Raw genomic sequence first — 14658 nt, 5'->3', positions numbered from 1 at the left:
ATTAACCTTTGTTTACTTACTACTAATTTATCCAGTCATTGATTTTAGCTTTAAGCTTAATCATCGCCTGACCATGTATCTGACTTACACGCGATTCACTTACATCGAGTATATGTCCTATTTCTTTTAAATTCATTTCATCGTTATAGTACAAAGAAAGCACCATTGCATCACGCTCTGGTAATGACTTAATTGCACTTAGCAAAGACTCATTAAACCTATCATTTTTAACATTATTAAAAGGTTTATCTTGTGCTAAATCTTGGCCTACGGGAGTAATAACATCCTCATCTACACCAAGGTCTTCAATACCTAATATTTTACTCGTATTCGCATCATTTAAAATATGATGGTACTCATTGAGCGAAATTTCAAGTTTTTCAGCAACTTCTATATCCGTTGGTTCGCGGTTCAGACTACTTTCGAGCTCAGTAATTGCTTCTGCAACTTGCCTGTTTTTACGGTGAACTGAACGAGGAGCCCAATCACCACGGCGCATTTCATCAAGCATAGCACCGCGAATACGAATACCGGCAAAAGTTTCAAAGCTTGCGCCTTTTGTTGCATCAAAGTTTTTGGAAGCTTCTATTAAACCTATCATTCCTGATTGAATTAAATCATCAAGTTGAACGCTAGGTGGTAATCGAGCAATTAGATGACATGCCACTTTTTTAACAAGTGATGCATGCTTCTCAACAATCACATTTAAATTTTGTGTTGATTGATATCCCATAGCTCTATTCACCAGTGTTGTCATAATTAACCGTTTACTAGTTTCTCAATGAAAAACTCTAAATGCCCAGATGGTTGGTTGGGTATTGGCCATTTAACTGCTTTTGTTGCCAGCGTTTTAAACGCAAGAGCGGCTGGCGAATTTGGAAAGAGCTCTACTATTACTTTTTGACGACGTGTTGCTTTGCGCATATTTTCATCATAAGGAACCGTTGCTACTAGCTCCATTGATACATCTAAAAAGCGGTCGGTAACTTTAGATAGCTTTGCAAACAATTCAGTGCCTTCACGCATACTGCGCACCATATTGGCAACAATTTTAAATTTATAAACGCCGTGCTCACGACTTAATACTTTAATAAGTGCGTAAGCGTCGGTGATTGATGTCGGCTCATCGCATACAACAACCATTACATCTTGCGCTGCACGCGAGAAGCTCAGTACCATGTCTGAAATACCAGCAGCTGTATCTACAATTAAAATATCAAATTCGGTATTCAATTCGCTAAACGCACGAATTAGCCCAGCATGCTCAGATGGTGATAATTCAACCATACTTTGCGAACCCGATGTAGCGGGTACAATTTTAATTCCTGCAGGGCCTTCAACTAAAATTTCATCAAGCTCACATTCACCAGACAAGACATGTGACAAGTTACGCTCTACACGTAAACCAAGCATCACATCACAGTTTGCTAAACCCAAGTCAGCATCCAGCACTAATACTCGATTACCTTGCTGCCCAAGTGCAATAGCTGTATTTAGAGAAACATTTGTTTTCCCTACTCCACCTTTACCACCGGTTACAGCGATAACTTTTACGCCGTTGTTATTGTTTTGACTCATTTTGCGCAGGCCGCTTGCTTGATCTAATACTGTGTTAATCATACATCCCTACTGTGCTTGACGCCACTGCTTGGTGCCTTGAATGTTGTGCTTTTGTTCTTTTTAAATATAATTGCTCAGCCTTTTTAACTAGTTTCTCAGCATTTGCAACACGAATATCCTCTGGTACTCGTTGACCATTAGTAAGATACCCTATTGGAAGGCGATTTTGAATCGCAATACTAATAATCTCGCCCAAACTTAATGATTCGTCTAACTTAGTGAAAATACAGCCACTTAACTGTACTTTTTTAAAGTGGCGTACAGTTTCTTGCAATACATTAATCTGTGCTGTCGCGCTAAGTACTAAGTAGCTGCGAATATCTACACGTTGGTTACGCATTAATGTGTTTAATTGCTCAGTTAAACGTAAATCTCGCTGGCTCATACCTGCTGTGTCAATTAATACTAGACGTTTATTTCGTAAATGATATAAAACTTCAGCTAATTCATTAGCATCTTTAACTTGCTTAACACCACAACCAATAATACGACCATATGTTGCAAGTTGTTCATAAGCACCAATTCTGTATGTATCAGTGGTTATTAACGCCACTTTATCGGCACCATATTTTTGTGCGCCTAGAGCTGCAAGCTTAGCAACAGTCGTTGTTTTACCCACACCTGTTGGACCCACTAACGCATATACACCACCTTGGCGAAGTATTTCATTATTGGTTGTTTGCATTTGATCTTCGACCATAGTTAACAATGCTTTCCAACCTTGCTTACGAGACACATCATCAGGTACAAAACATGCCATTTGCTGTGCTACTTCTTTATCGATACCCATACCGACTAAACGGTCAACCATACAAGCGCGTGTTGGATCGCGACGCGCCATATCTTGCTGCATCAAGCCTGATACTTGGTGCTCAAGTAATTGACGAATTGCGTTCATTTCTTCACGCATTGTTGTCATTTCTTCGCTTTCATTATTAGGTGCTTGTTGGCGAGTGGTTACGGGGCTATCTAAATCATCAAAGTCGCGGTCTAAATCATCAAAACCTAAGCTATCCGCTTGAGTTTGTGGACGAACTGGCGCAGCAGCTTCAGGAGCAAACATATTTTTAGTACGCTGCCCCATATCAGGTTCTTGATAGTTATCAGTAGTATCAATACCCGATTGTGAAAACATTGATGCAAGCTCAGGAGAACGAGGACGCGGTGATTGACGCTCTAATAATGCTTGTAGGCTGTCAGCAACTTTTGCTTGAGGCTCAGGCTTGGCACGCTGTGGCTCTGGTTTTACAAAGTTATGCATGCTTTGTTGTGGCGCCTGAGTACGCGGCTCTGCAGGGCGTTGTGGTTGCGCTGCTACTTTAGGGGCTGCTTTGTCATAATCAACTGCCGCTACAATTTCTACACCGTTAGCCAGTTTTTTATTTGACATAATAACCGCATCAACACCTAACTCATCTTTAACTTCTTTAAGTGCTGTGCGCATATCTTTAGCAAAAAAACGTTTAATTTTCATGATTCAACCCCTGTTAAAATCTTATTGTTGGCCTACCGAGCTTACAATTTTGATCTGTCTTTCGTCTGGTACCTCTTGATAAGACATCACTCTCAATCCTGGAATGGTGTACTTAACAAAACGAGATAACACAGTGCGTAACATTCCTGACGTTAGCAATATAGAAGGTTCGCCGGCCATTTCTTGATTTTGATGCGCTTGTGTCAATGACACTTGAAGTCGCTCTGCAAGTCCTGGCTCAATACCGGCACCTTCATCGCCTGCATTTTGTAATGACTGATGCAACATCTGTTCCAACTCAGGCGCCAAGGTTATGACAGGGATTTCTGATGACATTCCCACCGCATCTTGAACAATTAATCTACGCAGTGAAATACGCACTGCAGCCGTTAATACATCAGGGTCTTGACTACGTGGGCCATACTCAACAAGGGTTTGAACAATTGAGCGCATATCGCGAATAGCCACGCCTTCATTTAATAAATTTTGTAGTACTTTTACAATAACAGTTAATGGCAATACATCAGGTACTAGTCCTTCCACTAAGCGAGGATGGCTTTTAGCAAGCATATCAAGTAGGTTTTGAACTTCTTCATGCCCTAGTAATAACGCTGCACTGTTAGTTAATAACTGGCTAATATGAGTGGCAACTACCGTGGCTGAATCTACAACGGTATAACCTAGTGATTGTGCTTCATCTTTTTGATCTGGCTTGATCCATACTGCATCAAGGCCAAACGCAGGATCTTTTGTTTCAACCCCTTTAATTGGACCAAATACTTGTCCTGGGTTAATCGCTAGCTCGTCGCCATGCTTAAGCTCGCTTTCACCGGTTGAAACCCCCATTAGTGTTATTCTGTAAGCGTTAGGGTCAAGCTCTAAGTTGTCGCGTATATGTACCGGCGGCACTAAAAAACCAAGCTCTTGAGAAAGCTTTTTACGCACCCCCTTAATACGATTAAGTAGCTCACCACCTTGTGATTGGTCCACTAACGGAATTAATCTATAACCGACTTCTAAGCCAATTACATCAACCTGCTGAACGTCATCCCAGCCTAGTTCTTTTTGTTCTTGTTTATTAGCAACACCCGTTGCAACGCTTCCGCCATTAGCGGCCTCTTCAGCTTCTGCCGCAGCAGCTTTTAATTTACTTTGCTGTGTGTAGTAAGCTAAGTAACCCAGTAACGCACCTAAACTTAAAAAAGCAATATGCGGCATACCAGGTACTAAGCCCATGATGATCAAAATACCAGATGCAATAAAGAGTGACTTTTCGTTGCCTAGTTGTTTCTTAAATTGGTCCCCCATATTGAGCGACTCATTTTGGCGTGTTACAACAATCGCGGTACCAATTGAAAGCAGTAAAGAAGGGAGTTGAGCAACTAAGCCATCGCCAATGGTAAGTAATGTATATACTTCCATTGCATTGCCAAAACTCAAATTGTGCTGGATCATACCGACAAATAAACCACCAACAATATTGATGATTAGTATAACAATACCTGCAATCGCATCACCTTTTACAAATTTACTCGCACCATCCATTGAGCCGTAAAAATCAGCTTCGCGAGTTACTTCCTCGCGGCGGTCACGCGCTTGTTCTGCGCTGATAAAGCCTGCGTTCAAATCGGCGTCAATTGCCATTTGTTTACCCGGCATTGCATCAAGGGTGAAACGCGCAGATACCTCAGAAATACGACCAGCACCTTTAGTAATTACTACAAAGTTAATAATGATCAGAATTAAAAACACAACCAAACCAACAGCGTAGTTACCACCAATAACAACTGAGCCAAACGCTTCAATTACTTTACCGGCAGAGTCACCACCATTATGGCCTTCAAGTAACACAACTCGAGTACTGGCAACGTTAAGTGCTAAGCGCATAATTGTAGCGATTAGTAATACAGAGGGGAAAATACCAAATTCAACTGGCTTCATCGTGTAAACAGTTACAAGTAAAACCACTAACGCGAGAGCAATATTAAACGAGAAAAGGATATCGAGTAAAAATGGCGGTAGTGGTAAAATCACCATTCCCAAGGCAGCAAGCACAAGCAAAGGTGTACCTACCCCTTTGGCATAGTCTTTTTTGTCTCTGTTAAGTTGTTGTAATACCGCTTTAAAACTCATAATTCTACAATTTCAAAAAATTGACACTACGTAGAATTTGCAATAACTATTCCAAGTTACTCAGTTAACGGTTTAATACTTGTAGGCATCAGGGATTGGCAGCTTTTTATTGAGCTTAGTTGGACGTTTACCGCGCCCTTTATTAAAGCGCTTAAGCTGAAATACATACGCTAAAACTTGCGCTACTGCGGTAAATAGCTGATCGGGTATTTGCTCTCCTACTTCAGCCGTATGATAAAGCGCTCGGGTCAACATGGGGGATTCTAATATAGGTACTTCATTCCCTATTGCTACTTTTCGAATTTGCATCGCCATTTCATCAATGCCTTTAGCAAGCACTATAGGCGCACCTGCGCGCTCCGTGTCGTATTTTAATGCTACAGAGTAGTGAGTTGGGTTCGTAACAATAACATCAGCGTCAGGAACATCTTGCATCATGCGGTTTTGCGACATTTGCCTTTGTGTTTGCCTAATGCGCGCTTTTATTTGTGGGTCACCTTCAGAGTTTTTATACTCATCTTTAATTTCTTGCATTGTCATTTTAAGTTGTTTGTTATGGTTGTAACTTTGAAATGGTGCATCAATGGCGGCAATAACAATTAAAGTGCACGAAAGGCCTAAAAACATCCACCCTAAAATCTCTAAGGCATGAATAATATTACCCGGCGCACTTTCTAAACTTAAATGCAGTATTTCATCAAAATAAGTATTAATTAAAAACACTGCAAAACTTGCTACTAAACCAAATTTTAAAAGTGACTTTACAAGCTCAATAGCCGCTTGTGGGCCAAACATCCGCTTAAAGCCTTTCATTGGCGACATTTTACTTGCTTTAGGTGCAGCAGCTTCCCAGCTAAAGTTAAAACCACCGAGTAACGTATTACCAATAAATGCAGCCAAAACGATAATTAACACAAACATAGCCATAGGAAACATCAACGCGTCTGCAACCTCTCCCCACACGGCAAACATTTTAGTGGTATCAAAGGCTTCGTTGCGGTTTAAGCTAAGGGTTCGGCCCATTACATTGTATAAACCTTTACCAATTTCAGGACCATACATCAAAAGCGATATAGCCGAAAAAATAAGTACAAACATGGTACCTAACTCTTTTGAGCGTGCTATTTGGCCTTTCTTTTTAGATTCTTCAAGCTTTTTGGATGTGGGTTCTTCTGTTTTTTCTTGTCCTGAGTCTTCAGACATGACTTTCTCCTAAGGTGAGCAACCAACTAAAGTACACATTAGCTCAACCATTTTTAACCATTGAAACTCAAACTGAGTAACAAAGTTACCTAGTGTTGCCCAAATAATAATAAGTCCCGCTACCAAGGTAAACGGAAAACCAATAGAGAAAATATTTAATTGCGGCGCTGCACGCGTCATAATCCCAAACGACATATTAATAACGAGCATTGCGGTAAGCGGTGCAAGTGAGAGTACCAGTGCTGTAGTAAACATCCAGCCGCCCCAAGTCACTATGTCCCAGTAATGATCTACAGACCACCATGTGCCATCAATGGGTAGCACTTGAAAGCTATGCACCACCATTTGAATCATCATTAAATGACCGTTAAAAGCAAAAAATAACAAGGTGGCCAAAATAAGGAAAAACTGGCCAACCGCTGGGACGCTTGCGCCATTAGAGGGGTCAATAACCGAAGCAAAACCTAAACCGGTTTGCATCGCAAGTATTTGCCCTGCTAAAACAAAGGTATTTAATAAAAGTATAGATGCAAAACCAATAGCAACACCAATCAGCATTTGTTGAATAACGACTAAAATCATCTCAAACGAAAATAAATTAGTGAATGTAGCTGGCGGCAGAACAGGAACAACAAGAAAAGTTACGACAACTGATAAACCCATTTTTATACGCGTAGGGACATTTTTAGCCCCTAAACCAGCCATAATCATAATCATTGAGCTAATGCGTACCAGGGGCAGCAAAAAATCGCTCAACCATTGAATAACGACAGCAAAGGGGTATTCCACGTTTAACCTGCAATTTCAGGAATAAGTAATACTAGGCGAGTAAAAAAATCCATCAGTTCTTGAGTAAGCCAGTGCCCACCTACAATTAGCGCACTAATGGTAATTAATAAACGAGGTAAAAAGCTCAACGTTTGTTCATTGATTGATGTTGCCGCCTGAAACACAGCAACCACTAAACCAATAATTAGGCCTGGGACAACGATTGCAGACACCAATTTAATAACTAAAAACAGCGCGTCACTTAGAATATCAACAAAAATTTCCGGTTCCATGTTGTACTCCTATTGTTGGGTCATGTTAATGCTTTGCATACTAAGTCCCTAAACCAAAGCTTTTAGCTAGAGTCCCCATCACTAAGCTCCAACCATCAACAAGTACAAACAGCATAATTTTAAACGGTAAGGACACTATCATGGGGGAAAGCATCATCATACCCATCGCCATTAATACCGAAGCGACCACTAAATCAACAATTAAAAATGGGATAAAAAACATAAACCCAATTATAAATGCCGTTTGCAGTTCGCTGGTTACAAAGGCCGGTATTAACACTATTAATGGCGTATCTTGTGGCGAATTTAGCTGATCGTAACCAGCAATTTTAGCGAACGTTTCTAAATCTTTTAAACGCACCTGTGAAAGCATAAATGCTTTCATTGGCTCTTTAGCAAGCTCTAAAGCCTCTACTGATGTAACCTGCTCATTTAAGTAAGGCTCTATAGCTCGCTCGTTTACCTGCTGATAAATAGGCGCCATTATAAAAATACTTAAAAAAAGTGACATACCTAATAACACTTGATTTGACGGTGTTTGCTGTAAGCCAATTGCTTGGCGCAAAATGGCGAGTACAACAATAATTCGTGTAAAAGAGGTCATCATAATTATGGCGGCCGGTATAAAACTCAGCGCCGTCATAATTGCTAAAACTTGTAACGTTACTGAGTAATCTTGTGTGCCATCAGCGTTTGTTGTAATGGTAAGGGCATCAATTCCTTCTGCACTTACATTTGGTACAAACACCATGGCAAAAATAATAAGCAGCCACTTTGTCATAGGTTTAATTCTTTTTATTTTGGTTTGATTGCGGGTTTAAAAGTTTACCAAATCGTTTAGCGAGTTCAGGCAGTTCTTTTTCACTTAATGGGGTTTCTAACTTGTGTAAATAATTAATACTGTGGGGAGTTACACCAAGTAAATGCTGAGCATTATCTATCTCAACAACCATTAAACGCTCGCGAGAACCTAAAGGTAGACTTCTAACTACTTTAAACTCATCACTATTTGCTAAATTAGGGTTAAGCTTTTTAACAAAAAATGCCAGTACAATAATCAGTACTAGCACCATTACAAGCGACAGCACCATAGAGAGTATATCCCCAGTGGGTGTTGCCACATCTGCTTTTGAAAAAACGGTAGTCGTTAAAGCAACTAATAAGCTCATCGTAATTTTTTGATCCGCTCTACTTGGCTTATCACGTCAGTTAAGCGAATACCAAATTTGTCGTTTACTACAACTACTTCGCCATGAGCGATTAAAGTACCATTAACTAGCACGTCTAGCGGCTCACCCGCAACACGGTCAAGCTCAACAACAGAGCCTTGATTAAGTTGCAGTAAGTTACGAATGTTGATTTTAGAGCGCCCTACTTCCATTGAAATAGTAACGGGGATATCTAAAATAGTGTCGAGTTTTCGTTTTTCATCACCACTCATTTCATGTTTTGAATCACTTAACTCATCAAGCTCTGCAACATGTGCTTCGCCACTATCATCTGGGCCTTCGGCTTCTGCTAATGCTGCTGCCCATTCATCCATTGTGTCTTGATCATCGCTCATACTTTTAACCTTTTAATCAATTACCAGTCTAAGTCTACACCGTCAGAGAGGTGTAAATCATCTTCTAGTTCTGCTAATTCTGCATCTGAGTCAATTTTCTTGCCGCCTTTGGTAAATACATGCAGCTCAGATTTAACTGAATCAGGTCGTTTAATTTTTTCACTAATTTGAAGCGCAACATTATCGCGAGAGCGACCCATCTTGGCTCTAAATGTAGGGAGTTCCTCAACAAATACGGTTATATGCTCAGGCATTTCAACCGGAATAATATCACCTGCTTTTAATTCCATAATTTGCTTTAAGGTCAAATCAACTTCAAGTAACTGAGTCGACATATCAACCTCAACATCCATTATTTCATCGCGAAGTGCTTTGCTCCAACGTAAGTCGGTATCCTCTGTATCAGATTGAACACCCGCATCTAAAAGCTCTCGGATTGGCTCAAGCATCGAATACGGAAGTGCAATATGAAAATCGCCGCCACCGCCATCAAGCTCAATATGAAAAGAGCTAATAACCACAACCTCTGTTGGACTTACAATATTCGCCATAGCTGGGTTTACTTCTGAATCGAGATATTCAAACGATACATCCATAACCGGTGCCCATGCTTCTTTATAATCTTCAAAGATTATTTTAAGGAGCATTTGTACAATCCGGCGCTCTGTTGGGGTAAATTCTCGGCCCTCTATTTTCGCATGATAACGCCCGTCACCACCAAAAAAGTTATCTACCAAAATAAACACAAGTCGTGCTTCCATGGTAATCAGGCCAGTGCCTTTTAAAGGCCTAAAACGGACCATATTTAAACTGGTTGGAACAAATAAAGTATGAATATACTCGCCAAACTTAATCATTTGCACGCCGTTAATAGACACCTCTGCGGTGCGACGCATCATATTAAATAGGCTAATTCGCATATGACGAGCAAAGCGTTCGTTAACAATTTCCAGCGTCGGCATACGACCACGTACGATCCGATCTTGCGAAGAAAAATCGTACTGAAGCGTACTTCCCCCGCCATCTTCACCTTCGTGTATATCTTCCTCTTCAACGTCATCAACGCCATGTAATAGCGCATCAATTTCGTCTTGGGATAATAAATCGCTCACGCTAACCCCTTATTGCATCACAAAGCCGGTAAACAATACCCGCTCAATTACTTTACTGCCTTCAACATCCATTAAGGCTTTTTGTACCTTTTCAAGTGCAGAAAAACGAAGTGTTTCTTTACCAGAGCTCGTACTTAATTCATCAGCTGTTGTAGTAGAAAACACGCTTAATAGCGTCCCTTCTATTAGTGGAATATGTTTTTTGGCTGTTTCTTCATTTACTTCGCCACGTACTAATAATTGTACTTTAATTTGTACAATTCTATCGCGACTTGAGCCAGGCACGTTAAATACAAATGGGCGTGGCATAGCAACATATAAAGCACTACCAACTTCTGCTGATGAACCAGAAGCTGCAGGAGCAGCATCAGTCGACATCGCAGTCTCTTCATCTAAGGTTTCAACTGGCGCATCCGAACCTGACATAAAAAAGTAACCCGCAGCACCACCTGCAATAAGTAGTACAGCTACTATGATTATTATTAGTTTCTTTTTACTTTTACCGGTTTCTTCGATTTCTAAACTTGCTTCTTCAGCCATCATGATTCCTTTAATCGCAAAGGTACTTGCTTGTTTTAACTATTATAATAGCAGTACTTAGGCATAGTAATCTATTGATGATGAAGTTTGTTGTCGAGAACTTTGTGCAGTGTTATTTGCTTGCTCGTCATTTTCATCATTAACTGACTTATTATTAGCCAAATTACCTTGGGCTCCACTCTCACTTTGCTCAGCTGTTTCACCACCTGATTGCCCATAAGAAATAGTGCTTTCACCAAGCTCTAGCCCTTGTTGCGCTAACATTTCACGTAAGCGCGGCATTGATTGTTCAAGCGCTTCTTTGGCTTGCTGGTTTTGTACAACAAAGTTTATATGTGCTTGTTCTGCATCGCTACGAATACGTATTTGCATGCTGCCCATTTCTGGAGGATCGAGGCGAATTTCTGCTTCTTTATTATTAATGCTCAACATTGAGCTAACGCGCTCTTGCAGTAATTTAGCTGCATCACTTTTAACAATATTAATTGCCTGCATTACACCTGGATCAATACTTACTTGCTTAACTTGTGATGTACTTTGTAATTGTTGAGTTTGAATTATTTGGGTATCAAGTAAGCTCTGCTCGTAACTTAATGAGTCGTATTGGCTTAATGTGCTCGTTTGCTGAGTATTTAAAGCGGCTGTAATTTGCGTAAATACTTGTGCTACGCGTCCAGGAGTTTGTTCTGCCGTTATTTTTCTAAGCCCATCTTTTTGTAACTCTTCAAATGATTTTAATAAATCATCACGCTTAGCTGAGGTTGCTACGGCTTTATTAATATCCGCGCCTTCGTTTGTAGATGCCTTTAAGCTTAACTTTTGTGGATCATATACTGTATTAGGAGTCTCTGAGGCCACAAACGTTTTTGAGTCTGATTTAGCGGTATCAGCAAGCCCAATTTCAATAGAAGCTTTTAACTCATTAACTGTTTGCTTAAGCACTGACAACTGCTCGCCTTTAGGCTGCTCTGTTTTAATATATGCGTTTAATTGCGTTAATAAACTTTGTTTTTCAGTTGTATTAAGTGAATTTATTTCTGCGCTAAAAGAGTGTTTTGTTACCGTGCTTTGCGCTTTTTCGTTATCAGTAATAAATTGTGCAAGCATTTGCTTAAGATTTGAAGTGTTACTAGTTGCGCTATTTGTTGAATCAGCGTTCTCTAATACCTTAACTTGCGCGTTAAGTTGTGAGCGCTGCTCAGACGTTAAACTAGCAATAACGCTATTAGCTTTAATTAAGCTCGCATCTTTAGTCATTAACGTATCTATTGCTGCATTATTATCACCTTCAGTTGTGGCTAAAGGAGACTGAGTAACGCTCGCTTTGTCGGCGGGTGTTGGCAAAACTGTATAATTTTTATCAGCAGACTTATTTTGTCCTAGCTGCTCTTTAGAACTCATTAATGCAAATTCAGGTTTTTCTACTGTAGAGCCAGGGCTGTCATCTGGCTTTTTATTTATAGAATTTAATGGCCCTTCAATAGCTTCAGCAACACCACTTTTCCGATGCTTGCCTTCATTTAATGGTAAAGAGTTCAAAGGTAGTGAGCTTAAGTTATCGCTTTTTGAATCAATTAATTTAGCCGTTTTAGAGTCTACATTAGTGGCAATTGGATTTTGCACTACACTCGCTGTATTCGCTTCTTCAGTCGTTACTTCATCACTTGTATTAGCAGATAAAATTACTGAGGTGGTTTCTAACTCTGCATCTTCTGATTCTATACTTTTAGTTGCATCGAACGGCTTATTAATCGAGGTGCTCATTGCTTGTGCTGAATTAATTTGATCAAGCATCTCAACAGATAAAAAAGTAACTTCGTCTGTTGTTATTTCATCTAGCTTTACGCTCAGATTTTCATTTTCTTCTGGCTGTTTATGCTTAGGTATGGCAATCGAGTTTTCGGCATCGGGATTTTTATTGCCCTTAAGCAAAGGCCCCATAGAGTTATGCGCTTCGTTTAGCTGGCTTAAAAATTCCTCGCCTAAATTTCCTTCGCCATTAGCTAAGCTATTGTCTTTAAAAGCTAACAGTGAATCTTTTTCAGAAGAAACTAAAAACGAAATGTTATTCATCGCCATAAATCACCTAATACCATTACGGCAATATGCCACCGCATACCGCCAAAAGTTAAATACCACTAAGTAACAAAGCAATTAACGTGCCTGAATTACAAAGCTTTCCGACGTTGAAAAAACTGATTAGCTGAAAACTCATCTAACATTTTTTGCTCGTTTTTAGCCATTAATGCATTTGCTTTGAGTTTTTGATTCTCGATTAATTTGGCAACTGCTTTAGCTTTAATTTGCTGCTTAAGCCATAGCGTTTTACGTTGAGTAACAACTTGCTTAGCGGTATTTACTGTACTTGCTTGTTGGCGAATTGCCTCTTCAATTTTAGCTATAAAAGCATGGTACTGACCAAACCCTGCACTAGATAAACCCGACTTACCTTTTAGGTGTAACTGTTGAGAATATTCAAGTCTAAAGTTATTTAAACCTTGCAGCTTTTGTTGATTTGCTTGCAAATTTTGATTGGCTTGTAAGTAACTCATGCGCAAATTTTCTTCTTTATCATTTTCAATTTTGAGCAATAAATCGAGTTTATTTTTAGCCATTATGCTTGTCCTAGTAACTGAGCAAGACCTTGCAGACCATCATCGTAACTAATGACATCTCGCATACCTTGTTGTAAAAATGCATTTACTCTTGGCATCATATTTATGGCTTGGTCGAGCATTTGATCGGTCCCTTTTTGATAAGCACCTAAAGTAATCATATCTTTGTTTTGTTGATACATTGAATAAACTTGCTTAAGTACACGGGCTTGTTGCATGTGTGGTTCAGAAACGACTTGAGGCATAACACGCGAAATCGATTTTTCTATATCTATAGCGGGATAGTGCCCGCTGTCGGCTAAATCACGCGATAATACAATGTGGCCATCTAAAATAGCTCGCGCTGCATCAGCAATAGGGTCTTGCATATCATCGCCTTCACTCAACACAGTAAAAAAGGCGGTAATTGAACCTTGCCCTTCACCGCCATTACCAGCACGTTCCACCAGCGCAGGTAATTTAGCAAACACCGAAGGCGGATAACCCTTTGTCGCAGGCGGCTCGCCTACAGCAAGTGCAATTTCACGTTGCGCCATTGCATAACGCGTTACCGAATCGAGTAACAATAATACGTTTAAACCCTGATCTCTAAAATACTCTGCAATAGTTACAGCGCTCTCACAGCCTTTTAAACGCATAAGCGGTGATGAATCAGCGGGCGCTGCGACAACAACTGAACGTTTGCGCCCCTCTACACCGAGTATTTCTTCAATAAATTCTTTTACTTCGCGACCACGCTCCCCCACTAAGCCAACAACAATTACATCGGCTTCGCTACCTCGGGTCATCATACCGAGAAGTACTGATTTACCCACACCAGAGCCTGCAAACAAGCCCATGCGCTGGCCTTGCCCTACTGTAATAACCGAGTTAATAGCACGCACACCTACATCCATAGGCTTAGTGATTGGTCTTCTTGAAAGCGGGTTTATAGTATTTTGTGCAAACTTTAAATGATGCTCAGCATTAATTTTACCAAGGCCATCTAGCGGTCGCCCTAAGCCATCAACCACGCGCCCTAGTAAACTCATCCCTACAGGTAAACCTAAGTTATTAACTTGAGGAATTACACGCGCACCAGGAAGTACACCAGAGATATGATCATTAGGCATTAAGTACAAAGTTTGATCGTTAAAACCGACTATTTCGGCGTCTACAAAGCCGTTCATAGTTTCTATTTTACATTGGCTACCAACGGGAGCACTTAAACCTCTAGCCTCAAGGGTAAGGCCAACAACACGCGTTAAAATACCTGCCACAGCAGGCGCTGGGGTTTTAATATGTTGTTGATATTGAGATAAGCGTTCGCTTAAAGGTGCACGTTGAGTTGACATAA

The 14658-nt window shown here is 40.3% G+C and carries 15 protein-coding genes; all 15 read right to left on the bottom strand.

What is annotated here, in order from left to right; genetic code table 11:
• Positions 1-22 precede the first annotated feature (22 nt).
• Positions 23-733: an RNA polymerase sigma factor FliA gene (locus tag H5118_RS10450; RefSeq protein ID WP_002959310.1), complete on the bottom strand. Its 711-nt coding sequence runs from the start codon at positions 731-733 to the stop codon at positions 23-25.
• Positions 734-759: 26 nt separating this feature from the next.
• On the bottom strand, positions 760-1620 hold the full coding sequence (locus H5118_RS10445; RefSeq protein WP_002959312.1) for a MinD/ParA family protein: 861 nt from the start codon (positions 1618-1620) through the stop codon (positions 760-762).
• Positions 1613-3094: a flagellar biosynthesis protein FlhF gene (flhF, locus tag H5118_RS10440; protein WP_149602297.1), complete on the bottom strand. Its 1482-nt coding sequence runs from the start codon at positions 3092-3094 to the stop codon at positions 1613-1615. Before flhF ends, H5118_RS10445 begins: the two co-directional genes overlap by 8 nt.
• A gap of 21 nt (positions 3095-3115) precedes the next feature.
• Positions 3116-5227 carry a flagellar biosynthesis protein FlhA gene (gene flhA, locus H5118_RS10435; protein WP_182748762.1) on the bottom strand — a complete coding sequence of 704 codons (2112 nt, stop codon included), beginning with the start codon at positions 5225-5227 and terminating at the stop codon, positions 3116-3118.
• 72 nt (positions 5228-5299) lie between these two features.
• Complete coding sequence (flhB, locus tag H5118_RS10430; protein ID WP_024596365.1) at positions 5300-6430, bottom strand: flagellar biosynthesis protein FlhB; 1131 nt, start codon at positions 6428-6430, stop codon at positions 5300-5302.
• A gap of 9 nt (positions 6431-6439) precedes the next feature.
• Complete coding sequence (fliR, locus tag H5118_RS10425) at positions 6440-7219, bottom strand: flagellar biosynthetic protein FliR (protein ID WP_024596364.1); 780 nt, start codon at positions 7217-7219, stop codon at positions 6440-6442.
• Between the two features lie 2 nt (positions 7220-7221).
• Positions 7222-7491 (bottom strand): flagellar biosynthesis protein FliQ, encoded by a 270-nt coding sequence (gene fliQ / locus H5118_RS10420; protein WP_002959325.1) that lies wholly within the window; start codon positions 7489-7491, stop codon positions 7222-7224.
• A gap of 40 nt (positions 7492-7531) precedes the next feature.
• Complete coding sequence (gene fliP, locus H5118_RS10415) at positions 7532-8272, bottom strand: flagellar type III secretion system pore protein FliP (RefSeq protein WP_002959327.1); 741 nt, start codon at positions 8270-8272, stop codon at positions 7532-7534.
• A gap of 4 nt (positions 8273-8276) precedes the next feature.
• A complete protein-coding gene (fliO, locus tag H5118_RS10410; protein ID WP_002959331.1) occupies positions 8277-8660 on the bottom strand; it encodes a flagellar biosynthetic protein FliO in 384 nt (127 codons plus the stop codon).
• Positions 8657-9055, bottom strand: coding sequence for a flagellar motor switch protein FliN (gene fliN / locus H5118_RS10405; RefSeq protein ID WP_002959332.1), 399 nt, complete (start codon positions 9053-9055; stop codon positions 8657-8659). Before fliN ends, fliO begins: the two co-directional genes overlap by 4 nt.
• Before the next feature lie 20 nt (positions 9056-9075).
• The gene (gene fliM / locus H5118_RS10400; protein ID WP_002959334.1) at positions 9076-10167 is read right to left on the bottom strand and encodes a flagellar motor switch protein FliM; all 1092 of its coding nucleotides are present in this window, start codon (positions 10165-10167) and stop codon (positions 9076-9078) included.
• 9 nt (positions 10168-10176) lie between these two features.
• Positions 10177-10707 (bottom strand): flagellar basal body-associated protein FliL, encoded by a 531-nt coding sequence (gene fliL / locus H5118_RS10395; protein ID WP_002959335.1) that lies wholly within the window; start codon positions 10705-10707, stop codon positions 10177-10179.
• A 57-nt stretch (positions 10708-10764) separates the two neighbouring features.
• A complete protein-coding gene (locus H5118_RS10390) occupies positions 10765-12786 on the bottom strand; it encodes a flagellar hook-length control protein FliK (RefSeq protein ID WP_182748760.1) in 2022 nt (673 codons plus the stop codon).
• 89 nt (positions 12787-12875) lie between these two features.
• Entirely contained in the window at positions 12876-13322 is a 447-nt protein-coding gene (fliJ, locus tag H5118_RS10385) for a flagellar export protein FliJ (protein WP_002959337.1), read from the bottom strand.
• Positions 13322-14656: a flagellar protein export ATPase FliI gene (gene fliI / locus H5118_RS10380; RefSeq protein WP_182748758.1), complete on the bottom strand. Its 1335-nt coding sequence runs from the start codon at positions 14654-14656 to the stop codon at positions 13322-13324. The genes fliJ and fliI overlap by 1 nt, the downstream gene beginning before the upstream one ends.
• Positions 14657-14658: the final 2 nt, after the last annotated feature.

The sequence above is a fragment of the Pseudoalteromonas sp. SR41-1 genome (assembly GCF_014164015.1).
Taxonomy (GTDB): Bacteria; Pseudomonadota; Gammaproteobacteria; order Enterobacterales; family Alteromonadaceae; genus Pseudoalteromonas; species Pseudoalteromonas distincta.
This window is presented reverse-complemented; position numbering and strand designations above follow the sequence as displayed.

Bases quoted from the DNA above. Each gene is read 5' to 3' on its own strand.
- fliI (WP_182748758.1), bottom strand. From the start codon at position 14,656: ATGTCAACTCAACGTGCACCTTTAAGCGAACGCTTATCTCAATATCAA.
- fliQ (WP_002959325.1), bottom strand. From the start codon at position 7,491: ATGGAACCGGAAATTTTTGTTGATATTCTAAGTGACGCGCTGTTTTTA.
- H5118_RS10445 (WP_002959312.1), bottom strand. From the start codon at position 1,620: ATGATTAACACAGTATTAGATCAAGCAAGCGGCCTGCGCAAAATGAGT.
- flhB (WP_024596365.1), bottom strand. From the start codon at position 6,430: ATGTCTGAAGACTCAGGACAAGAAAAAACAGAAGAACCCACATCCAAA.
- fliJ (WP_002959337.1), bottom strand. From the start codon at position 13,322: ATGGCTAAAAATAAACTCGATTTATTGCTCAAAATTGAAAATGATAAA.
- H5118_RS10450 (WP_002959310.1), bottom strand. From the start codon at position 733: ATGGGATATCAATCAACACAAAATTTAAATGTGATTGTTGAGAAGCAT.
- flhA (WP_182748762.1), bottom strand. From the start codon at position 5,227: ATGAGTTTTAAAGCGGTATTACAACAACTTAACAGAGACAAAAAAGAC.
- fliP (WP_002959327.1), bottom strand. From the start codon at position 8,272: ATGACAAAGTGGCTGCTTATTATTTTTGCCATGGTGTTTGTACCAAAT.
- fliN (WP_002959332.1), bottom strand. From the start codon at position 9,055: ATGAGCGATGATCAAGACACAATGGATGAATGGGCAGCAGCATTAGCA.
- H5118_RS10390 (WP_182748760.1), bottom strand. From the start codon at position 12,786: ATGGCGATGAATAACATTTCGTTTTTAGTTTCTTCTGAAAAAGATTCA.
- fliL (WP_002959335.1), bottom strand. From the start codon at position 10,707: ATGGCTGAAGAAGCAAGTTTAGAAATCGAAGAAACCGGTAAAAGTAAA.
- fliO (WP_002959331.1), bottom strand. From the start codon at position 8,660: ATGAGCTTATTAGTTGCTTTAACGACTACCGTTTTTTCAAAAGCAGAT.
- flhF (WP_149602297.1), bottom strand. From the start codon at position 3,094: ATGAAAATTAAACGTTTTTTTGCTAAAGATATGCGCACAGCACTTAAA.